20 protein-coding genes and 3 pseudogenes are annotated in these 19,547 nt (G+C 40.9%); 7 read left to right on the forward strand and 16 right to left on the reverse strand.

The genetic code is table 11. From position 1 onward, the window contains the following. Positions 1-109: 109 nt before the first annotated feature. The 11 genes and pseudogenes from LEP1GSC062_RS17155 to gap form a co-directional block, all read right to left on the reverse strand. On the reverse strand, positions 110-403 hold the full coding sequence (locus LEP1GSC062_RS17155) for a hypothetical protein (protein ID WP_208855150.1): 294 nt from the start codon (positions 401-403) through the stop codon (positions 110-112). A gap of 549 nt (positions 404-952) precedes the next feature. Further along, the gene (locus tag LEP1GSC062_RS17165; RefSeq protein WP_039942479.1) at positions 953-1,132 is read right to left on the reverse strand and encodes a hypothetical protein; all 180 of its coding nucleotides are present in this window, start codon (positions 1,130-1,132) and stop codon (positions 953-955) included. Positions 1,133-1,166: 34 nt separating this feature from the next. Beyond that, positions 1,167-1,334 (reverse strand): hypothetical protein, encoded by a 168-nt coding sequence (locus LEP1GSC062_RS23725; RefSeq protein ID WP_162142175.1) that lies wholly within the window; start codon positions 1,332-1,334, stop codon positions 1,167-1,169. A gap of 616 nt (positions 1,335-1,950) precedes the next feature. Then, positions 1,951-2,352 (reverse strand): hypothetical protein, encoded by a 402-nt coding sequence (locus LEP1GSC062_RS17170; protein WP_010578290.1) that lies wholly within the window; start codon positions 2,350-2,352, stop codon positions 1,951-1,953. Between the two features lie 122 nt (positions 2,353-2,474). After that, a pseudogene (gene pgk, locus LEP1GSC062_RS17175) lies at positions 2,475-2,615 on the reverse strand (phosphoglycerate kinase); the annotation flags it as partial. Positions 2,616-2,637: 22 nt separating this feature from the next. Beyond that, positions 2,638-2,904, reverse strand: a complete 267-nt coding sequence (locus LEP1GSC062_RS17180) for a DUF2442 domain-containing protein (RefSeq protein WP_010578289.1) — start codon at positions 2,902-2,904, stop codon at positions 2,638-2,640. Continuing rightward, on the reverse strand, positions 2,885-3,130 hold the full coding sequence (locus LEP1GSC062_RS17185; protein WP_004503550.1) for a DUF4160 domain-containing protein: 246 nt from the start codon (positions 3,128-3,130) through the stop codon (positions 2,885-2,887). Before LEP1GSC062_RS17185 ends, LEP1GSC062_RS17180 begins: the two co-directional genes overlap by 20 nt. A 90-nt stretch (positions 3,131-3,220) precedes the next feature. After that, complete coding sequence (locus LEP1GSC062_RS17190) at positions 3,221-3,658, reverse strand: hypothetical protein (protein ID WP_016758767.1); 438 nt, start codon at positions 3,656-3,658, stop codon at positions 3,221-3,223. Beyond that, positions 3,648-4,145, reverse strand: a complete 498-nt coding sequence (locus tag LEP1GSC062_RS17195; protein ID WP_010578288.1) for a TIR domain-containing protein — start codon at positions 4,143-4,145, stop codon at positions 3,648-3,650. Before LEP1GSC062_RS17195 ends, LEP1GSC062_RS17190 begins: the two co-directional genes overlap by 11 nt. Positions 4,146-4,237: 92 nt before the next feature. Then, complete coding sequence (locus LEP1GSC062_RS17200) at positions 4,238-5,428, reverse strand: phosphoglycerate kinase (protein ID WP_010578287.1); 1,191 nt, start codon at positions 5,426-5,428, stop codon at positions 4,238-4,240. Positions 5,429-5,431: 3 nt separating this feature from the next. Next, a complete protein-coding gene (gene gap / locus LEP1GSC062_RS17205; RefSeq protein ID WP_020984845.1) occupies positions 5,432-6,439 on the reverse strand; it encodes a type I glyceraldehyde-3-phosphate dehydrogenase in 1,008 nt (335 codons plus the stop codon). A gap of 295 nt (positions 6,440-6,734) precedes the next feature. Here gap and LEP1GSC062_RS17210 point away from each other — a divergent pair, with 295 nt between their 5' ends. Continuing rightward, positions 6,735-7,166, forward strand: coding sequence for a DUF6210 family protein (locus LEP1GSC062_RS17210; protein WP_010578286.1), 432 nt, complete (start codon positions 6,735-6,737; stop codon positions 7,164-7,166). A 430-nt stretch (positions 7,167-7,596) separates the two neighbouring features. Here the strand turns inward: LEP1GSC062_RS17210 and LEP1GSC062_RS17215 are convergent, their stop codons facing one another. The 3 genes and pseudogenes from LEP1GSC062_RS17215 to lepB all read right to left on the reverse strand — a co-directional run bounded on the left by LEP1GSC062_RS17215 (position 7,597) and on the right by lepB (position 10,314). Beyond that, positions 7,597-8,037 carry a response regulator gene (locus LEP1GSC062_RS17215; protein ID WP_010578285.1) on the reverse strand — a complete coding sequence of 147 codons (441 nt, stop codon included), beginning with the start codon at positions 8,035-8,037 and terminating at the stop codon, positions 7,597-7,599. Beyond that, positions 8,034-9,485, reverse strand: coding sequence for a sensor histidine kinase (locus LEP1GSC062_RS17220; protein ID WP_010578284.1), 1,452 nt, complete (start codon positions 9,483-9,485; stop codon positions 8,034-8,036). The genes LEP1GSC062_RS17215 and LEP1GSC062_RS17220 overlap by 4 nt, the downstream gene beginning before the upstream one ends. Before the next feature lie 269 nt (positions 9,486-9,754). Beyond that, a pseudogene (gene lepB / locus LEP1GSC062_RS22305) lies at positions 9,755-10,314 on the reverse strand (signal peptidase I). A gap of 97 nt (positions 10,315-10,411) precedes the next feature. On the opposite strand from lepB, the gene LEP1GSC062_RS17235 reads away from it, so the two are divergent. The 4 genes from LEP1GSC062_RS17235 to topA all read left to right on the forward strand — a co-directional run bounded on the left by LEP1GSC062_RS17235 (position 10,412) and on the right by topA (position 15,275). Continuing rightward, on the forward strand, positions 10,412-10,954 hold the full coding sequence (locus LEP1GSC062_RS17235; protein WP_010578283.1) for a gamma carbonic anhydrase family protein: 543 nt from the start codon (positions 10,412-10,414) through the stop codon (positions 10,952-10,954). 166 nt (positions 10,955-11,120) lie between these two features. Next, positions 11,121-12,194 (forward strand): hypothetical protein, encoded by a 1,074-nt coding sequence (locus tag LEP1GSC062_RS17240; RefSeq protein WP_020984836.1) that lies wholly within the window; start codon positions 11,121-11,123, stop codon positions 12,192-12,194. A gap of 168 nt (positions 12,195-12,362) precedes the next feature. Further along, positions 12,363-13,292, forward strand: a complete 930-nt coding sequence (gene cysK, locus LEP1GSC062_RS17245) for a cysteine synthase A (protein ID WP_020984866.1) — start codon at positions 12,363-12,365, stop codon at positions 13,290-13,292. A gap of 141 nt (positions 13,293-13,433) precedes the next feature. Next, positions 13,434-15,275 carry a type I DNA topoisomerase gene (topA, locus tag LEP1GSC062_RS17250; RefSeq protein ID WP_020984932.1) on the forward strand — a complete coding sequence of 614 codons (1,842 nt, stop codon included), beginning with the start codon at positions 13,434-13,436 and terminating at the stop codon, positions 15,273-15,275. A gap of 163 nt (positions 15,276-15,438) precedes the next feature. Here topA and LEP1GSC062_RS17255 read toward each other — a convergent pair whose 3' ends face one another. Then, on the reverse strand, positions 15,439-16,230 hold the full coding sequence (locus tag LEP1GSC062_RS17255; protein WP_020984977.1) for an ABC transporter ATP-binding protein: 792 nt from the start codon (positions 16,228-16,230) through the stop codon (positions 15,439-15,441). Between the two features lie 7 nt (positions 16,231-16,237). Further along, positions 16,238-17,719 (reverse strand): HDOD domain-containing protein, encoded by a 1,482-nt coding sequence (locus tag LEP1GSC062_RS17260; RefSeq protein WP_010578281.1) that lies wholly within the window; start codon positions 17,717-17,719, stop codon positions 16,238-16,240. 127 nt (positions 17,720-17,846) lie between these two features. Here LEP1GSC062_RS17260 and LEP1GSC062_RS17265 point away from each other — a divergent pair. After that, positions 17,847-18,108: pseudogene (locus LEP1GSC062_RS17265) on the forward strand (LIC12077 family protein). After that, positions 18,092-18,361: a hypothetical protein gene (locus LEP1GSC062_RS17270; RefSeq protein WP_170875533.1), complete on the forward strand. Its 270-nt coding sequence runs from the start codon at positions 18,092-18,094 to the stop codon at positions 18,359-18,361. The pseudogene LEP1GSC062_RS17265 and the gene LEP1GSC062_RS17270 overlap by 17 nt, the downstream one beginning before the upstream one ends. The last annotated feature ends 1,186 nt before the right edge of the window (positions 18,362-19,547 follow it).

The raw sequence follows: 19,547 nt of genomic DNA on the forward strand, positions 1-19,547 counted from the left end.
CATGTTCGCATAACGAAATAGGCTTCTCGACGTTCGCCGGAGGCGAATGTGGCCGAGGAACCGACCAGGGAGGCCGCAGCGTGTATGTGAAGTTATACGAAGGTCGCGCTCAGTGAGTGTGTCGACGCAAGACGTCTTTCGGAACCGCGTAGGACGCGGCGAAGTGAGATATAATACCTTCTGCAAGAAACTCCTCAAACGCGGATCGATACCAAACGGAATCTGCAGGGTCGTCAGTGTAGTCCTCATACGTCTTAACACCGCCGAATTTCCCGTCTGGCCAGGGTTCGATCCCCAAGACTTGGACTCCAAATTTCGCGCAACGGTGGAGGATGATTTCGAAGTCGTCTTTACTAAAATAGCGAATTGCGGGGACATCAAAACCTGTATTGAGGTCGTGCAACTCGGGGAAGATGTACTTGTCCAAAAACTGAGCCGTCTCGCGGTCCATATGTTATTCAAGCGATGCGCAGTCCCGATATGGACTTAAGGCCAAACGAAACTCTTGTGTTTGGATCGAACCACTCATCAGCCAACTCCTTGTAGATCGGTTGTTGATTCTTACTCAGCCTGACCAATAACATGTCACCAACCGGTGCGCCGTCCAAATAGCGCAACCTGCCATTCCTGTCGAATTTGGCCTTTCCATCGAGCATCAGTTTCTGAAACGCTGGAAACTGATGCAGGTTTTTGCGCGGTTAAGCGTATTTGACTATCGGGGCCCGACAAACCACAGTAGTCTTCTCCGGTCTGAGCGCGAATTTCGGCTAACGAAATAGGCTTCTCGACGTTTGCGGTTCTGAAGCGCGCTAAACGCGCGGAAGTATTGGCACGAGACTTGAGTGAGCCATAGCGAACGTCTCGCAAGTCGAGTGACAAAACAAATGTGCCGAAGGCCAAGCAAGGGGCGCATAAGCGATCCCGAAGCCGTAGTTAGGCGATCGGTCCTAATTTACAAAAATACTTCTTTAAAGCTTCTTCCCGATTTTTCGTAACAAATTATATCCTTACTTGCTGCAATTGCTAATGCATCTCGATCAAAACCATTTGATGATACGATAATTACTCTATCGGGTTTCCATAAAGCAGTTTTATTTTCTGCTACATCATCAACTGATGCGGATAATTTCATTACATCCTTTCTTTTTACTTTTCCTTTTAAATCTTTACATTCGATCCAATGATTTTCGACTTCTCTTTCTTTGCCAAAATACCAAATACCAAATACCTAATGCAATTAATCCGCAAGTAATCAGCGTAGAGCCTGCAATTTCAGGAAGCTGTTTTTGAAAATTATTTTCGGCTAATTTTTTAAAGCCGGGAACAATATCCATAAATGCGACTACAGATAAAATTATTCCTGCAATACCAAATTTCTTAATTAATTCGTATTTTCTATGATAGATTGCTCCGCGGATATCTACTTCATATGGTCTGGCAGAACTACTTCCATTGACTAAAGTTCTGAGTTCTGTAAAACCATATTCGAGGTTTCTTTTTGCCCACTTGCAAAATCCTCCTCTAATTTTTTACCATCAGAAATCTTATTCATATTTATCCGGACGAATATAGCTTTTATCGTTCTAAATACTTGATTTTAATTCGTATTAATTGTGAATCGAATTTTTAACTTTTGCAATATTACTTATTGATTTACGAATAATCCTTAGGAATGTCGCCTAACGTATTGGGTGTAAACGAAGTTGGCCGGAGGCCAATTTGTCCGAAGCGCGGTGCGCGCTTTTCTTCTTCCAAATTTGCGCGCGTCCGCAACGAGCCGAATAGGGTGAGCCGGTTGCGAGCGAGAGCGCAAGGACCGAGCACCGGAGCGAAACGCAGTGCAGCGGAGGAGCGGAGCGTTTACACCGAGTTATGCGATGTTTGGCGCCGCTTTCCGTACAACGTATTAAGCATTGGCCTTGAACTGCCGATGGGCCGACAGGAAGACATTTATCCCCTTACGTAAGTGCTACCGCGATCTTTGGGTTCAAAAGGCGGTGGACCAAGCGACCAGTTGAAAGCATCCAGGGCTCTTTTGGCGAGAGAACGGACTTCCTGCCATATTGGCTCGCGGGCGAGAGCGGATTCAGTCCAGAGGGCAGCGTTGGATTCGCCTGAAAAACCGGCCAGTTTGGCATCGATGGCGTCAAGAGCGTCCTTTTGCAGGTTGGTCGGAACAATATCGGCAACATGACGGGCAGAGCGGTAGGCAGAATCAAAATCTAGGGCGAGCTCATCGGCTTTAGAGACAAAATCAGGAAAGAGCCTCACTTGAACATCCGCTGGCTGAGCTAGAGCCTGTAAGGACCATAGGAGCAGATTGCGCCTATGAGTGGTTGAAGTATCATCCATTGAGTTCTTGGTCATGCCTTGGGACTAGTATGCTACGACATATTGTGACGAATACGTGATCCCTGTGGCGCCAAATTTCGCCTAACTCTAAATTTCCGAAGTTCGCATAAAATAGGTAACCTTTATTCGGAAGCTTTTTTCTTCAAGGCTTCCACCCCCGGAAGTTTTCTTCCTTCCATAAACTCGAGAGAGGCACCTCCACCGGTAGAAATGTGGGTAATCTTGTCGGCAATTCCTGCTTTGTTGATCGCAGCGATGGAATCTCGAAGTACTTGGAGGAAGAATTTATACAGACTTATTACGCTGGGTAAGATCACCAGTACCGAGAAGCAAACCAGGAACACTAATATCTTCGTCGATATCATCCCAGTGTAACCCTGTTCCTCCTCCACTAATTTCAAACTTTTGAAGCTGATTTTTGCTAGCTTTTCTTAATCTAGGAAAGTATGCGAGAGGTACAGATAAAGTTCTGCCGTCATAGAGAGATAACCAAAGATTGTCTTCATCAAACCAAATTCTTTGGGCTTTTGCTTCAGATACCGAAGAAATCATTCCATTTTCCTTGAATTATATCTAAATTCTTTTCAATCTCTTCTTCAATCCAATTTAATTCTTTTGAACTGAATCCGTAATTATCATCTAATAAAACATTCGGCTTTAACCAGAATTTAGCTAATTTCTCTCCCTTTCTTACATGAATGTGAACTGGTTCTCTTGGATTTCCCTCATTCGCAAAAAAGAAGAATTTAAATCCATTTCTTTCGAAAACCTTAGGCATTCAACCAATTTGAATATTGTATAACTTTTGAGCAAGAAAGAAACTATTTATATGTTTAGTAAATTAACAAAGATCTAATCAGCCAAATTCTTAATAACTAAGATATTTAGCAAAGTAAGCCATACCCAATAAAGTCCCGTAGAAAGGCCAAATTGAGAATGAAACAAGTGATTTACGTATGTCATTAAAGAAGCTCCCTTTAGGGGCTATAACATACAAATCAGCCGGTTTAATTTTTTTTTCATGTAATTTATCTATAAACTCGTTATATGAATTTCGAAAACTTTTTTCAAGAGCCAAGTAATACGAATCTAGAGAAAAGAAAAGCAATGTTGGAATATATGTTATGAACAAGTAATTTGCCTGCCCCTTTTCACCAACAATAACCAACATAGCTGAAACAATTGCTATACACCAAGCTTTAGACGAAGAACTATTTGTTGCCATCCTCTGGATGATTGATTGCAATAAAGTTAGATGTGCTTGAATTGCTTCTTCTGAGATCCTATTTTTTTTCTTAGTTGGCATTTCTTATTAGTATAGCTTCATCTATCCAATCGGATATGTTACTGCTTATGTAATTATAAACTTCTTTGCTGTCTAAGTAAGGTGGGTTATAAGCTTTTACAACCGAGGATAAGTTGGTCTTCCCTTCGTTGATTGTAAAAGTAGCAAAAGGGTTTGCCCCTTGGCTACTTTTGTTTCCGTCAGAGCCTTTTAAATTGTGAATGTAAATTCCTAAAATGCCCTTGTTACTGTCCCAGGTTTTCTTAATCTCATAGTTTATCCATTTTCTTTCGGAAGTATTGGCCCCAATCAAGACAATAGTGCAGGATCGGCCATACAATTGATCGTCTATCCATTTTTGAATTTCCTTGTCTCCTGCTTTAGTAATCGTTTCCCAATCGTTATCTTTGGCCGGTTGGTTACCTTCTATCGAACCAATATTTCGAACCTGTGAAACCCTCCAATTGTCTGGTTTGTAATGAAAACTGTAAAAAACTTTTCTGGCCATTTTATTTTCTTCCTATTTAATTTCTAAGGATACTTTAAATTGCTATTACGCCTAACTCTAAATTTCCGAAGTTCGCATAAAATAGGTAACCTTTATTCGGAAGCTTTTTTCTTGAGAGCTTCCACCCCCGGAAGTTTTCTTCCTTCCATAAACTCGAGAGAGGCACCTCCACCGGTAGAAATGTGGGTAATCTTGTCGGCAATTCCTGCTTTGTTGATCGCAGCGATGGAATCTCCTCCGCCAACTACCGTCTTTGCTTTGGACTTGGCGATCGCTTTGGCGATGGCCATGGTTCCGCCTGCGAATTTATCCATTTCAAACACGCCCATTGGTCCGTTCCAAAAAATGGTTCCAGCGTTTTTGATAATCTTTTCGTAGTTCGAAACCGTTTTGGAACCGATGTCCATTCCCATCCAACCGTCTAAGATTCCCATTTTGTCCACGGATTTTGTCTTTGCTTTTTCACTGAACTGATCCGCGATGATATGATCCACCGGAAGTTGGAGATCGACTCCCGCAACTCCGGCTTTTTCGATTAACTGAAACGCTTGTACTTCGAATTCTTTTTCCACGAGAGAATTTCCCACCGGAACCGCTCTGGATTTTAAGAATGTGTAAGCCATTCCTCCGCCGATGAGAAGGTGATTTACCTTATCAAACAGATTGGTAAGAACCTTGATCTTGGAAGAAACCTTAGAACCTCCGATGATAGCAACAAACGGACGAGCCGGTTTGGAAAGAAGAGCGGAAAGTTCCAGAATTTCCTTGTGCATTAGAAGTCCCGCATACGAAGGAAGGAGATGGGCGATTCCTTCTGTGGATGCATGAGCCCTATGAGCGGCACCGAAAGCGTCGTTCACATAGATGTCGGCAAGAGCTGAGAGTTTTTTGGAAAAACCCGGATCATTCTCTTCTTCTTCCTTGTGAAAACGGACGTTTTCGATCACGAGGATTTCTCCGTCTTTGAGTTCTTTGGAAAGTTTTAAAGGTTCGTCTCCGATTACGGTTTTAGAGAAGTAGACGTTTGACTTAACGAGCCCTTTGAAAGTCTCAACGACCGGGGCCAAGGAGAATTCCGGATTTGTTTGTCCTTTAGGTCTTCCCAGATGACTTGCAATGATTATTCTTGCTCCTTTTTTAATCAGAAGTTCGATCGTAGGGAGAGTCTTTTCGATTCTGGTTTTATCGGTAACTTTTCCGTTTTCTATGGGAACGTTAAAGTCTACCCTCAGAAAAACTCTTTTTCCCGAGAGGTTGACGTTTTCAAGTCTAGGTAATTCCATGAATTAACCTTTCTTCGCCATATAGCGGATCAGATCCAGAACTCGGTTGGAATATCCCATCTCGTTGTCATACCAGGAAACGAGCTTAAAGAATCTGGAGTTGAGTTCGATACAAGCGTCTTGGTCGAAGATGGAGGAGAGTGTGGAACTTACAAAGTCGTTGGATACTACCATGTCTTCTGTGTAACCGAGAATTCCTTTCATGGATCCTTCGGAAGCTTCTTTCATCTTTGCGGAAATTTCTTTAAGAGAAGTTTCTTTCGTAGTTCTCACGGTTAAGTCCACAACAGAGACGTCCGGAGTAGGAACACGGAAGGACATACCAGTCAGTTTTCCGTTGACTTCGGGGATACAAAGTCCCACCGCTTTTGCCGCACCGGTCGCCGCAGGAATGATATTCTGCATCGCTCCTCTTCCGCCTCGGAAGTCCTTTTTAGAAGGTCCGTCTACGGTAGGCTGAGTCGCCGTTGTTGCGTGGATCGTAGTCATCAGACCTTCTTCGATTCCAAAGTTATCAAGGACGACTTTGGTGATCGGGGCCAGGCAATTTGTAGTGCAGGATGCGTTGGAAACGATATGATCGGTTGCCGCGTTGTATTTCTCGTTGTTGACACCCATTACGAATGTGGGGATATCCTTGTCCTTTGCAGGCGCGGAGATTACGACTTTTTTCGCTCCCGCTTTTAGGTGTTTTTCCGCTCCCGCTCTGTCGGTAAAAAGTCCGGTGGATTCGATCACGTAGTCTACTTTCAGGTCTTTCCAGGGAAGTTTTTCAGGATCTCTTTCGGAAACGCAGAGAACTTTTTTTCCGTCTACGATCAATTCTTTATCGGTGTGCTCAACGGTTCCTTGGAATCTTCCATGAGTGGAATCATATTTGAGTAAGTAGGCCAAATTATCAGGAGTAACTAAATCATTGATTGCGACAAATTCCAAATTAGGGTCTTTGATTCCTGCACGGAAAACGAGTCTTCCGATTCTTCCAAATCCGTTGATGGCTATTCTAGTCATTTTTTTCCCTTTGTTGTTTTAGATTTATTTCAGGTCTCCCGGTTCGGTGTGCGTTCAGGGAGAATTTTTTAAGGTTTGATACAGTATTTTCCCAGATAATTCTCTTGAAAATCCGTTTTTTGGGAAGAATTTGGGAATGAGTCCGGGATTTTTATAAGAAATCCTCGCTTGGCCTTGTTGCGGAATACGGATCTGTTGTTCATTCTACTTTGTATAAAGTGGAAACGGCCAAATGATAGGATCCTACAAACATCGTTGAAAAATGGTCGTTTAATAGTAGTATAACGTTAAAATTATGAATCAACCGATTATTAGACTTTGGGGAATGGAAAAGATTGGGCTGATTATAGAGCACAAAACCGGAGTGATCTATTCAAACCAGACAGGCGGATATGTTTGTTCACAACCGAAGGCCGAGGGGGCTTTTGTTCCGATTGAGGATCCGGAAAATAAAATTCAAATGGAGTTGCGGAAGTATTTTATCGGACCTAAATGGAACGGTTGGTGTAGTGCGGGGATTGATGAGGAAACGGCGGATTTTATAGATTCGCTTTTAGTGTCTTTATATTTTCTTCCCAATTTGAAGGTAGATAGGAATAGAGTGTCCCAATCGCACGAAGCGTGGATTTACGTAAATCTTTTGCCGAAGAATGAAAATTCGGAATACCAAGCGTATTATGGATTTTCAGGAAAATCCGGAATTCTTACTTGGGAAAATAGCGATTGAGAGTTAAATTTACTACAACGAGATTGTAAAAGAAAGAAGTTGTGAGAACTCCGACGTTTTTTGTAAAACGTTTTGTATTGAAATTCTTTTACTTGAACTCTTTTTAAAACTTTGGAAGGTTTCGTTTTAATTTTAACGTGAGTTCGGTATAACAAAATGCGAAAGCGATTATTATGCTGCGACTTGAAACGGCGCCCCTTAGAAAGCCGTTTCACTGAGTTTAGGCAGCAACACTTTAGTTTCTTATTCGCCCAAATTTTCAACCGCCGAACTCACGTTAATTTTATATGGGAATCGGTAAAACATTTCGTTTTCTAAACTCAATCTCACTCCCGCCGAATGATCATAGAGAATGAGGCACTTATTTCGATTGGTCGTTTTCTGAACTCAAGCGAACCGCTCTCAGGATCGTGTTAATTTCGCAATTACGTTAAGAAGATTGTGGGCCTGCGGGATTTGATTGAAAAAAGTTTCTGATTAAAATTTCATCCATCATCAAATTCGTAAGAGGTTTTGTTTTGAAATCCGATGTGGAACCGAATTGAGAAAATTTATTTTTATCATCCGGATTTTCCGAGGTAGTCAACATGACTATGATTGTACTAGTTTGAAGTGCCTTATCTAATTTTTTATATTCTTCTAAAAATTCCCAACCGTTCATTCCGGGCATATTGATATCCAGAAAAATGAGATCGGGAAACGGCTCCGGATTTTTCGGTTTATTTTTTAAAAAATCCAAAGCCTCCTGACCGGATTGTTTTGCGATTACAGTTTCCGCATAATTTCCTTTGCGGATCACTCTTTCATGAAAAAAATTATCGTCTTGGTTATCGTCGATAAGGAGAATACATTTTAATTTTTGATTTTTCATGGATTTAAGATAGGAATGTTGAAATAAAAAGTGCTTCCTATTCCTATGGCGGACTCTACCCAAATACGGCCGTTGTGTAATTCTATGATTTTTTTGCAATGAGCCAAACCGATTCCGTGGCCTTCGTATTCTTCTTTGATATGAAGTCTTTGAAAGATGAAGAAGATCCTATCCAAATATTTGGATTCGATTCCGATTCCATTGTCTTGGATTGAAAAATGCCAATGGTCACCTTCATTTCGATAGCGGATCCGAATTTCCGGATCAGTTTCTTTTTTGGAGAACTTGATCGCGTTCGTAATCAGATTCTGAAGAAGTTGTCTGAATTCCACCTCGTATACGTTCAGGCTCGGAAGAGAGTCGGAAGTGATTTTGGCCTTGGAATGGAGAATCAAGTTTTCGAGATCGGAAAGAACTTCTGAGAGAGTAAGGTTTAAATCCGTAAGAGCTAATTTTTGATCCCTTCCGATTCTTGCATACATAAGAAGGGCTTTTACGAGAACGCTCATTCGTTTGGTTGCTTGATCAATCGTTTTTAAATGACGGTTCACGTTCGAATCGAATGCGTTACCGTAATCCTCTTCCAAAATTTGAATGTAGTTGGATACGGTTCTAAGAGGTTCTTGTAGATCGTGAGATGCAAGAAATGCGAATTGCTCCAGTTCCTTATTTTTGACTTCCAATTCGTTTTTTCGAATCAACGTGGCTTCTTGATTTTTTCTTTCTGTAATGTCGATGATGGAGGCAAGAACCATAAGGCCTTCATCTGTATCGATTGGATTCAAACCGATTTCGACTTGCACTTCGGACCCGTTCTTTCTGCGAGCGAATAAATCTCTTCCCGTGCCCATCGATCGAACAGAAGGGGATTGAAAGAATTGATTTCTCCGGCCCGGATGTTCTGTACGAAAACGTTCTGGGAGCAGTATTTCCAATTTGGTTCCGATCAATTCTTCTCTTTCGTAACCGAAGAGTTTTTCGGTCTGTTCGTTTACAAGAGAAATCGTTCCTTCCGCGCTTACCAAAACCATTGCGTTCGGCGCGGACTCGACTACGAGACGAAATCTTTGTTCCGCTTTTTTTCTTTCTGTGATGTCGATGATAGAAGCTAAAACGAGGGTTCCGTCCGCGGTTACGACCGGATTCAAACCGATTTCGATTGGAAACTCGGCTCCGTCTTTTTTGAGTCCGAAAAGTTCCCTACCTGCGCCCATCGGTCGAACTTTTGGAGAAAGAAAAAAGGAATCTCTAAATGCGGGATGATTCTTGCGGTATCGATGCGGAAGAAGTTCTTCCACAACCTGTCCGATCAATTCGATTCGGTCATATCCGAACAATTTCTCGGCTTGGTTATTGATATAAACGATCTTGCCATCCCGATTCAGCAATAAAATTGCGTTCGGGACGGATTCGACCATCAGTTGGAATGTAAGTTCTGAATGTTTCATTTTGAATCGATCAGATTTTACTCATCGAATTGTCTGAGTATGAACGTTCGAACGAAAAGGAGTCGGGTCAAGATATCATGCGGATCGAGCCTTGTCAAATCGTAAAATCGAAAATTTGAATATTCAAATTCACGCTATTGTTACTTTAAAACCTTGGAAGTTAGTTACGAACGAATTGATTTTTGGCTTTTTAGTTGAAAAATCTTGAACAAATATTGGGACTATACTCGAAAAATCGATTTCAAAATTGAAAGCGGTATGAGAAAATTTTAGAGAGCTTTTCCCAGGATGTATTCGATGGGAATCGGACCAAAATCTCTGGAATCTGAACAGGAATCCCGATTGTCGCAGAGTAAAAAGTAATCTTGATCTTTGAGAATTAAAGGTTCGCTATTGTCCCGACTGGAAAAACTTGCGGGAAACGGTCCTCGTTTATCTTCGAACTGGAGTACAAATCCGCTCCCAACGCCGGAAAGGTCTTCCGGATTATTGTTACGATATAGAATCTTATTTTTCATCTGAATGATGTCACCCGGTTTACCTGCAATTCTTGAAAAGACGACCTTACCTTTTTGAGTCGGATGTTTAACTAAAACCAAATCGCCAAGATATAGGTTGGATCGATTCACAAAACGGGAGAAATAAATTCTTTTTCCAGGGGGATAGGTAGGAAGCATTTCTTTCGTTTCCAATGTGAACGGAAAAAAAGAAAAAATCGAATCAGTGACGCCGCAATCAAACCGATTAAAAGTCCGATCCCGGCTTGTTTGAGAATAGATTTAATTTTTTCCCTTTTTTCTTTTTCTTGGTTGGAAGAACTTCCACTCATGCGTACATTCTTTTGTCGATTGGAATAGGGTCAAAGAAAATCTTTGTTTTAAACTTGTTTTGATTACTTAGGAAAAGATCAGGAAGAGGGGAAATCGATGAAATCAAATTACCAAATTCTGGAGTATATGGGAAAAAAACCCCGGATTCACGAATCCGTTTTTCTGGCTCCTGGTTCTCAGGTGGTCGGGGATGTGGTGATTGGAAGAAATTCTTCCATTTGGTTTCAGACTTTGGTTCGAGGAGACGTTAATTATATACGGATCGGTGAAAATGTGAATATTCAAGATCTCACGATCATTCATGTCGCAAGAGATGTATATCCGGTTGAAATCGGAAATAACGTGTCCATCGGACACAGAGCGACGATTCATGGATGTAAACTCAAGGACAACGCGTTTGTGGGTATGTGCGCCACTTTGATGGACGATGTGGAAGTTGGGGAATTTGCATTTATCGGAGCCGGAACTTTGGTTACGCCGGGGAAAAAAATTCCTCCCGGAGTTTTGGTAATGGGATCACCGGGAAAGATCGTTCGGGATATCACTGATAAGGAAAGAGAAATTATCACTCGAACGGCCGGAAATTATCTCAAATACAAAGAGAATTATCTGCAAGATCCGTTCTATTCGAGAGGTTAGAAGTGAGAATCGATGTCCGTGGGAACGATTGCGTGATTGCGTTTTATAGTAAAATTCCCGTTTTTCCGTTTCTAAAATGTGGGAACACCTCATTGTACCGAGAATTCTTGGTTAAGATTCTTGTAATACTTTTCACAAATTCTTTGTTTACAAGAAGGATGGGCGTATGACTCGAACATCTCTTCCTGGTGTATACATTCGAGGAATCGGGGTCATTGGTTGGCCTCTTGCGTCTTTATTACTTTTGCTTCAAGGAAAGCTTGGAAAATTTCAGGTTTACGTAGAACCGTATCGGCTCAAAAAATCCGAAATTCCTACGATCCTATCGCTTGTAGAAAAAGGAGGGATCGTTGTTGATACGGAGGATAATCGTGTTAGGGAATTTTTTCCCGAATTTATTTCAAAAAAAGATGCGCTTGAAAAATCGGTGGTGCTCTGCGATTGTTCTCCTCCGGGAGTGGCCGATTCGAGAATCAAAGAATATGATACGTTAGAATATTCTAAAATTCAAATGTTTATCGCTCAGGGAAGCGAACACAAGTTTGGACCTCAATTTTTGTATCCGGACGCGAGAAAGTTTCTGGAAAATAAAAAACTCCCAAGATTTTTGCATGTTTCCACCTGTAATACGCATACTTTAGCGGGTACTCTTCGTTTATTAATCGAAGAATCTCCCGACGAATTGGGATCTATTTTAGAAGAAGCGGACTTTTTAGTGATTCGAAGAGATGCAGACATGGCAAAGGACGATCCGCATGTAACCGGACCTCTTCTTGTCAAGCCCGAGGCGGAGTGGGGAACCCACCATAGCAGATTGTTAAACGAACTTTATTCTCAAATCGGAACCAAACTGCCACTAACTTCTTCTTCGGTTACGATTAATTCTCCTTATATGCATTTGGTTCGATTTCGTTTTCGATTGAAAAAAAACATACCAAAAGAAGTCATCCTGAGGAGATTACAGAATGATCCGTATTTATCTACGACCGAGCTGGTTTCTACAAACTCGATTTTTTCTTCGGGAAGGGATCGAGGACTATACGGAAGAATTTTTTCTCACGCCGTGATTCTCCTCGGTTCTCTGGAAATTTTGAAGAAAGAGGTCCGGGGCTATGCGGCGACGCCCGGGGATTCTAATATTCATATCTCTACAATTTATGCCATCTTTCGCGGGCTCGGGATTGAATTTGAACCGGTTGCTGAATCTTTTCTCCAGAACATAGTTTTGCAGGAAATCTAAAATCCTCTGTTTATAAGAAAATCTTGTGGTTCCAAAACCCACCCAGTTCTACAAAAAGAGTTTCTGGGAAAGGATTTTTTTCTTGAACCCATTTGTTATATTGAAATAAATGTCTAATATAACAACATCTAAACTCAAGAACCCTTAGTACGAGGCAGGAAAACAGAAATGAAAGCTGAGAGCATTTTAGAAACGATCGGGAATACACCCCATGTAAAAATTAATCGCTTGTTTAAAACAAAGAGCGAGGTTTATGCAAAATTAGAAAGATCGAATCCGGGCGGATCTATAAAGGACCGAATCGCACTTTCCATGATTGAGGATGCGGAAAAAACCGGAAAACTCACTAAGGATAGCATCATTGTAGAACCTACTTCCGGAAACACTGGAATCGGTTTGGCTCTTGTTGCCGCTGTCAAAGGTTACAAGCTTCTTTTAGTAATGCCTGAGTCCATGAGTGTGGAAAGAAGAAGAATTATGGCCGCTTACGGAGCGGAATTCGAACTAACTCCGAGAGAGAAAGGAATGCCGGGAGCGATTGAAAAAGCAAAACAAATCGTGGCAGAAAACCCAAAAGCTTGGATGCCCCAACAGTTTGAGAACGAAGCGAATATCAAAGTTCACGTGGAAACGACAGCTCAAGAAATTGCAAAAGATTTTCCAGACGGACTAGACTACGTAATTACAGGAGTCGGAACCGGAGGACATATCACAGGTGTAGCTCAGGTTTTGAAGCAAAAATTTCCAAAGTTGAAAGTGTTTGCGGTTGAGCCGGAAGCATCTCCCGTAATTTCGGGAGGAAAACCGGGCCCACACCCGATTCAAGGGATCGGAGCGGGCTTCATTCCTAAAAACCTTCACACGAATCTTTTGGACGGAACCATTCAAATCAGTAAAGACGAAGCATTCGAATATGCACAAAGAGCGGCAAAGGAAGAAGGACTTTTTATCGGAGTTTCTTCCGGCGCAGCGCTTGCGGCAGTTGCAAAAAAATTACCGGAGATTCCCGAAGGTTCGAAAATATTAACTTTCTCTTATGATACAGGAGAAAGATATCTTTCGATCGAAGGACTTTTTCCGGTTCCTGCGAACGCGTAAAAAGTTTTTTCTGATCGAAATCCTTTCCAATTGTCCCCGGAGAAATACAAAATCCGGGGTATCTTTACAAAATAGAAAAACCGAGAATGTAAAAGCGATATTTAATTGAAAATCTGAAACTAAACGAAACCTTAAGAATTAGTGTCCTCACTTATCATTGTCGAATCCCCCTCCAAAGCAAAAACTATCGGCGGCTATTTAGGCAAAGAATTTAGAATTCTTGCAACACTCGGGCACGTGGCCGATCTTCCTAAGACGACTCTCGGATTGGATCTGAAGAATCGTTTTGAACCGGAATACGTGGTTCTTCCCGGAAAGAAAAAAATTCTTTCCGAAATCGTAAGGGCGGCAAAAGAATCTCAAAGAATTTTTTTGGCAACTGATCCGGATCGAGAGGGAGAATTTATCAGTGCCTATATCCGGGATCGTCTGAAAAAAAAATCGAATGTCTTTCGGATTCGTTTTACGGAAATCACGCGAAGCGCGATTCTGAGTTCTTTACAAAATCCCGATACGATCCGTGAATCTTTGGTTGAAGCCCAGAAAACGAGGAGAGTCGGAGATAGGCTGATCGGTTATTTCATCAGTCCCGTTCTCTGGAAGGAGATCGGTCCGGGACTATCTGCTGGAAGAGTACAATCTGTCGCTTTAAAGTGGATTTGTGACAGAGAGGAAGAAATTCGAAATTTTAATTCGGAAGTATATTATAATGTACTATTGTATGTGCGCGATAAAAAAGGGATCGAAGGTGTTTTTCAAAGGGTGGGCGATCGTATTTTTTCCGAAGAAAAAGCGAATCTGATTTTACAAAATGTTCAAAAGGAAAAGAATCTCCGGATTTCTGAAAAAAAAGAATCTCGTGAAAAAAACTTACCTCCTCCTCCGTTTCAAACGGCAAGTTTACAACAGGAAGCTTTTCGAAAATTACAATTCTCTTCTAAAAAAACGATGAGCGTTGCTCAGAAACTTTACGAAGGAATGGATCTTGGAAACGGTAAAAGAGAGGGGTTGATCACATATATGAGAACGGATTCCGTTCGTTTGAGTCCGGATTTTGTAGAGCGGGCAAACTCTTGGATCATTTCCGAGTTCGGTGAAACTTTTGCGAACCGACTTGAGCGTAAAGTTAGAAAATCCGGTAAGAAAATTCAGGACGCACACGAAGCGATCCGCATTACAAATCCGTTTTTAATTCCCGAAAGCGCGAAAAATTTTTTAGGAAAGGAAGAGGCTTTTCTTTACGGGCTGATTTGGAAACGAACCATTTCGTATCTTCTACCTCCGGAAGAATTCTTAAAAACCGAATATTCCGTTTTTGTGGCCGGAGAATGTTTTCAATTGGAAACTAAAAAAACTCTTTTTCCCGGATATAAAATATTAAACGAAGTGGATAAAAAGGCGAATCCAAATTGGGAAAAAGGAGAGTTGTTGACCCTTCAGAAAGTGGAGTGTGAGAAAAAACAAACGGAACCGCCTCCTCGATACTCAGAAGGCACTCTCGTCGCAAAACTGGAAAGGGAAGGGATTGGTCGGCCTTCCACATATTCAACGGTTTCGGAGATTCTTGTTAAAAGGAAATACGTCGAACAGGAAAAGAAATTTTTTTATCCGCTTCCATTGGGAGAAAAGGTCAATTTTTTTCTGCAATCCGGTTTCGGAGGTCTATTTCGGGAAAAATTTACCGTGGAGCTCGAATCAGATTTGGATAGGATCGAAAAAAACGAGATTGATTCTTTTTCCATATTAAATCGACTTTGGTCCGATCTACAAACTCAGATTCAGAATAGCAAGTTTGCCGCTTCCACGTTTCGAAAAGAATGGGTAGAGATTCGGGAAAAGAAAAAAGAAACGGGTTGGGGGATTTGTCCTCTTTGTAGGGATGGTTCTCTTCAAAAGAAAAAAACGTCTCGAAAAAAAGAATTCTATCAATGTAGCCGCTTTCCCGATTGTGAATACGTAAGCTACGAACTTCCTAAACCTTAAACTTTCTCTATCGTATTTTGCAAAACTTCAATTCTATAAAGCGCCCCGCCCGAACTTAGAAGGTGGGAAACTACTACAAGAATGAGACAACGAAAAAAGTTTGTTTGAAAGATGGTTATACAACCGCTTTTGGGATGAGCCTTTCATAAGATAAAAACACTTTTCATTTTCGTTTCGGTATCACGGACCAAGTGCCTTCAATTTTTTGAACTTGAAGTGGAATATCGTACAGGTTCTTTAAATTTTTTTCGGTAAAACATTCTTCGATTGGACCGAAATGGATTACCTTTCCGTCTTTCAACAACACCGCTTTGGAATAAAATTCCGGAATTTCTTCGGGTCTATGTGTGATGTAAAGAGAAGTGAATTTTTTTTTAGAATGATATTCTTTTAAAAATCCTAAAAAGTCCTCTCTTGCGGTTAGATCCAAAGAAGAACAAGGCTCGTCCATAATAAGAAAATCCGGTTCGTTTACGAGGCTTCGCAAGAATAAGATTTTTTTCTTTTCGCCGGAGGAAAGAGTCGTATAGAGCTGATCTTTTTTGGAAGATAGATTCGCATCTTTTAGGATCTGTAACGTTTTGGCTTCTTCTTCCGGGGATGGGTCACGGTAATAACCGATCGTGTGAAATAGTCCTGTTAGTATTACATCCTTTACCGTAAGTTTTCTTTGAAGTGAATTCTCTTGTTGGGAGGAGTCCAGGATACCGATTCGCTTTCTCAAATCCTGGATTGGTATTTCTCCGTAGATCTCTTGAAACAATCGGATTTTACCGGAGGTAGCCCAGATCATACCGTAGATCAGATTGACAAGAGTACTTTTTCCGGCCCCATTTCTTCCCAAAAGAACGCAGTGTTCGTTTGTTTTAATTTCAAAACTCACCGAATCTAAAATCGTTTTTCCAGTCGGTCTATAGCTGATTTTCTCGATGGACAATAAAGAATCGATTTTCAAACGGTTTTTAGTTCTCCATTTTTGCAATTTCGTACAACTTTCTGAGTTTCTCGCAAGTTTCTTCGAATGTCTTTTTATCCGCAAAATCGTATTTACGAAGTATAGTTTCATCTATCGTGAAAAAGGAAACTTTCTTATCGATATAATCCATCATCATATTGGCGAGATAAACGAGTTCCACTAAATCGTGATATACGCTGTCTACGTTCATAAAGGGTCTATGATGAAATTCGATCATTTGAACTAGATCCGGAGGGAAGTCCCATTTTTTAGCTAAAAGAGCGCCTAATGTAGGATGGGAAATTCCGATTGAAATTTCCTCTAAAATCGTTGAGCTTCCGAAGTCCCGATCTTTTTGATAATTTGTGAGTTTTATGAATAACTTCTGATTGAGTGAAAGTAGAATGAATTTTCCCAAATCGTGAAGTAGAGCTCCGGCGGCGGCAATATCCGCGACTCTACTCATTCCACCTCTGCCCGCTATTTGACGGATGAAAAAGCTACACATATTGGAATGATTCCAAACTTCTTGTAATTTCGCATAACGTCCGTCCATGATCTTTCTCACTCCGGAAACGTAGAGAAGATTTCTTACGTTCTTAAGGCCGACTACCTTAACAGCTTGAACGATCGTGTTGACCTTATTTCTACTCGCGAATCCCGCCGAGTTGGAAAGTTTTAACAAGTCTACGCTGAGTGCCGGATTTTTTTCGATTTCGTTTGCAATAATTCCAAGATCGGAATCCGGATTGTTGCACAACGAGATGATTTTAGTGAGAGTGTTCGGAAGTGGGGGTAGTCCTTCTATCTCCATCAGAATTTTTTCTTTGAGCTTTGTGGTGATTTCGATCGGAACGATTTGTTGAGGTACTACAAGAGTGGCTCTTGTCAATTTCCCGTCCGTATCGATCTTGAATTTATCAGAACCGATTCCTGAGTTTTTCAAAAGGAGTTGAATCAAAACCAAACCGAGTCCCGCGCTTTCCTGAGAGTCGGATATGTCCATAAACGCATCGGAAAGATCGTTGTACTTTTTAGCGGATTCTATTCTTTTTTTGATTCTATCTAGTTCCTGCGGTAAAAGAGCGGAATCGTTTTCCACTAAAATCGCGAAATTGTTATTCACCATCTTCGCGCGAAAGTGAATTTGAAAACCGCTGTTCTGCAAAATCTCCTTCTGCTCGTCCCAATGATGCGTTATCTCCTGTTGAAAGGTTTTCATTCCTTTCGAATAATGATCCGCATTATGAATGTCTAGATCCTTTTTGAGAAAGTAAATCCGCTTTGCGTTCGCTTTGTTCGCATTCATCAGAATTTCTTTTAGGATTGTAGAAATGACTTCCGTTAAAAAGAGCCTGTCTATCTTTCCGAGAATATTAAGCAATAAATTATAGAGTTGTTGGTGGTCTTCCTCGGACACAAATTTATATTCGATATCTATGTCTTTTCCGCTGAGGAGAGTTTCTGTAAGTTCCGGTATGTTTAGCATTTACTTTGCCCGTTTCGGAACAATTTTTTCCGTGTTTCCCAAATAAATCCAGTCTTTCCGAAAATCTTTGTCCGGGGTATTTTGTATTCTTTTCCCGACATCCGAGATCGGGTGTCGGAGGGTAAAGATGGCTTTGGTCAGAAAAACAGAAAACGAAATCGACCGGCAACTTCGTTATTTTTTAGAAGAAAAATTGGAGGGAATTTTGGAAGAGGCTCAGAAAACGAGAAAACGACGTCAGGAACTGTTTCACACCAAAAAAAATCAAAAAGATGGAGCAGATCCAGAACAAGCAGACTGTGCACAAAAAGAGATTCAATTAACGCTTTGGGACGAGGGATCGATGTGAACATAATAAAAGGATGGACAGTCCTGGAACCGGTTCTTAAGATTGAGCCGATGGACAATAGCTTCTTTTCAGAAAGCGAAAACACCCAGAGTTTTCCGGTAAAACGGGACATTCTCGATATTATGGATTCGTATCGATATATGAATTCTTCCTATTTCTTTGATTTTCTTTCCGATGGGCGTTGGGATCATGGCACCGGTTGGGTTGAAAAAAATATGAACGAGGTCGATTGGTCTACACGTTATGCTCCCGAGAGTATCGAGCGTTATCAGAAACAGCCAAAGTTTTCTTGAAAGTTTCCGTAGAAAAACCCTTTTTTTATTCTTTACCAATGTTTTTTGTTTTGAATGCAAAGGAACCTTTTGAATAAAACTTTATAGGACACTTTTATAAAATCCAAAGATAGCGGTCCTAAAATCAAATTTCTGTATGAAATTACCGCTTTAGTAACCATCATCCAGTAGAAATTCATTTTATAGAGATTTTCTCTAATTGTTCTTTAAAAAGAGTAAGACGAAATTCCTTTTAGAATCTGTCCCAATTGGGATACTCCTACCGGGAGTGTTCCAGCAATAAAGACCGTTAGAAAGTTCATAAATTAACGTGAGTTCGGCGGTTGAAAATGAGAAAGAATTTTCTAAAAGTAGGAGTTCCTATTTTTAGAATTTGTTCGTAAAATCGCGATCTGTCATAGTTCCCATATTTTAAAAATAGATTTACAAAGTTCAAATTCCAATTTCCTACAGAAAAATAAATCATGGATTCTTACGACCCTGCTCACGTTAGATTAATGTGAGTTCGACCTAAGAAAAATTGGGCGAATAAGAAACTAAAGTGTCGCACTTCCTAAGGGCCCCATAAATACTTGGATCCGAAGATAAATCTGTCGGAATTACGACAATCTTCTGTGAAAAGTCGGCCCCAGAACGCGCCCTAAACACCGACCCATAGGAAGGTGTTTGCTGGTTCAGGAAGCGTTGTGCCTGAGTTTCCCCGCATTTGGGTGGTGGGGAGAGGAGAATAACTCTATTTCGCTTTCTTTCTCAACTTCGTTGAGAGCCGCTCACGACGAAGTTGTTCGCTGGCTATTTCGCTCTCTACGGGTCGCGAAATAGGTGGAAAAGCTCTGGAGATTTTTCTCTATCAGAAAATCATACTTCTCGCAAGTAAAAAGCCTCATTCCCGTCGGAATACTTGCATTTTATTGTATGTAAAGTTCTATTCACTAAAATCTAACCCCTAATCACTAACACGTCGGAACACTTCAAAAATATCAGTTTTTGATCCTTATGATCCCAAAAGCCTTCTTAATTTCTGGGGTTGGTTAGGAATCGTTCTGCTGAGTTGTCCTGATTTTGGGTGATTGAAGTATACCGAACTCACGTTAGATCAAATTCATTTTATCCCTATCATTCAGAAATTTCCGTTATTCTTGTTGATACGGATCTTTTGCCGATTTACGACAACATGATTGTATTT

Origin of the sequence: Leptospira alexanderi serovar Manhao 3 str. L 60, assembly GCF_000243815.2 — a bacterium.
Taxonomy (GTDB): domain Bacteria; phylum Spirochaetota; class Leptospiria; order Leptospirales; family Leptospiraceae; genus Leptospira; species Leptospira alexanderi.

What these genes read in the sequence shown, in the direction of transcription:
- LEP1GSC062_RS17180 (WP_010578289.1), bottom strand. Translation starts at nt 2,904, where the DNA reads ATGATTTCTTCGGTATCTGAAGCAAAAGCCCAAAGAATTTGGTTTGAT.
- LEP1GSC062_RS17235 (WP_010578283.1), top strand. Translation starts at nt 10,412, where the DNA reads ATGAAATCAAATTACCAAATTCTGGAGTATATGGGAAAAAAACCCCGG.
- LEP1GSC062_RS17200 (WP_010578287.1), bottom strand. Translation starts at nt 5,428, where the DNA reads ATGGAATTACCTAGACTTGAAAACGTCAACCTCTCGGGAAAAAGAGTT.
- LEP1GSC062_RS17185 (WP_004503550.1), bottom strand. Translation starts at nt 3,130, where the DNA reads ATGCCTAAGGTTTTCGAAAGAAATGGATTTAAATTCTTCTTTTTTGCG.
- cysK (WP_020984866.1), top strand. Translation starts at nt 12,363, where the DNA reads ATGAAAGCTGAGAGCATTTTAGAAACGATCGGGAATACACCCCATGTA.
- LEP1GSC062_RS17165 (WP_039942479.1), bottom strand. Translation starts at nt 1,132, where the DNA reads ATGAAATTATCCGCATCAGTTGATGATGTAGCAGAAAATAAAACTGCT.
- LEP1GSC062_RS17260 (WP_010578281.1), bottom strand. Translation starts at nt 17,719, where the DNA reads ATGCTAAACATACCGGAACTTACAGAAACTCTCCTCAGCGGAAAAGAC.
- LEP1GSC062_RS17210 (WP_010578286.1), top strand. Translation starts at nt 6,735, where the DNA reads ATGAATCAACCGATTATTAGACTTTGGGGAATGGAAAAGATTGGGCTG.
- LEP1GSC062_RS17190 (WP_016758767.1), bottom strand. Translation starts at nt 3,658, where the DNA reads ATGCCAACTAAGAAAAAAAATAGGATCTCAGAAGAAGCAATTCAAGCA.
- LEP1GSC062_RS17170 (WP_010578290.1), bottom strand. Translation starts at nt 2,352, where the DNA reads ATGGATGATACTTCAACCACTCATAGGCGCAATCTGCTCCTATGGTCC.
- LEP1GSC062_RS17220 (WP_010578284.1), bottom strand. Translation starts at nt 9,485, where the DNA reads ATGAAACATTCAGAACTTACATTCCAACTGATGGTCGAATCCGTCCCG.
- LEP1GSC062_RS17240 (WP_020984836.1), top strand. Translation starts at nt 11,121, where the DNA reads ATGACTCGAACATCTCTTCCTGGTGTATACATTCGAGGAATCGGGGTC.
- gap (WP_020984845.1), bottom strand. Translation starts at nt 6,439, where the DNA reads ATGACTAGAATAGCCATCAACGGATTTGGAAGAATCGGAAGACTCGTT.
- LEP1GSC062_RS17195 (WP_010578288.1), bottom strand. Translation starts at nt 4,145, where the DNA reads ATGGCCAGAAAAGTTTTTTACAGTTTTCATTACAAACCAGACAATTGG.
- LEP1GSC062_RS23725 (WP_162142175.1), bottom strand. Translation starts at nt 1,334, where the DNA reads ATGGATATTGTTCCCGGCTTTAAAAAATTAGCCGAAAATAATTTTCAA.
- LEP1GSC062_RS17215 (WP_010578285.1), bottom strand. Translation starts at nt 8,037, where the DNA reads ATGAAAAATCAAAAATTAAAATGTATTCTCCTTATCGACGATAACCAA.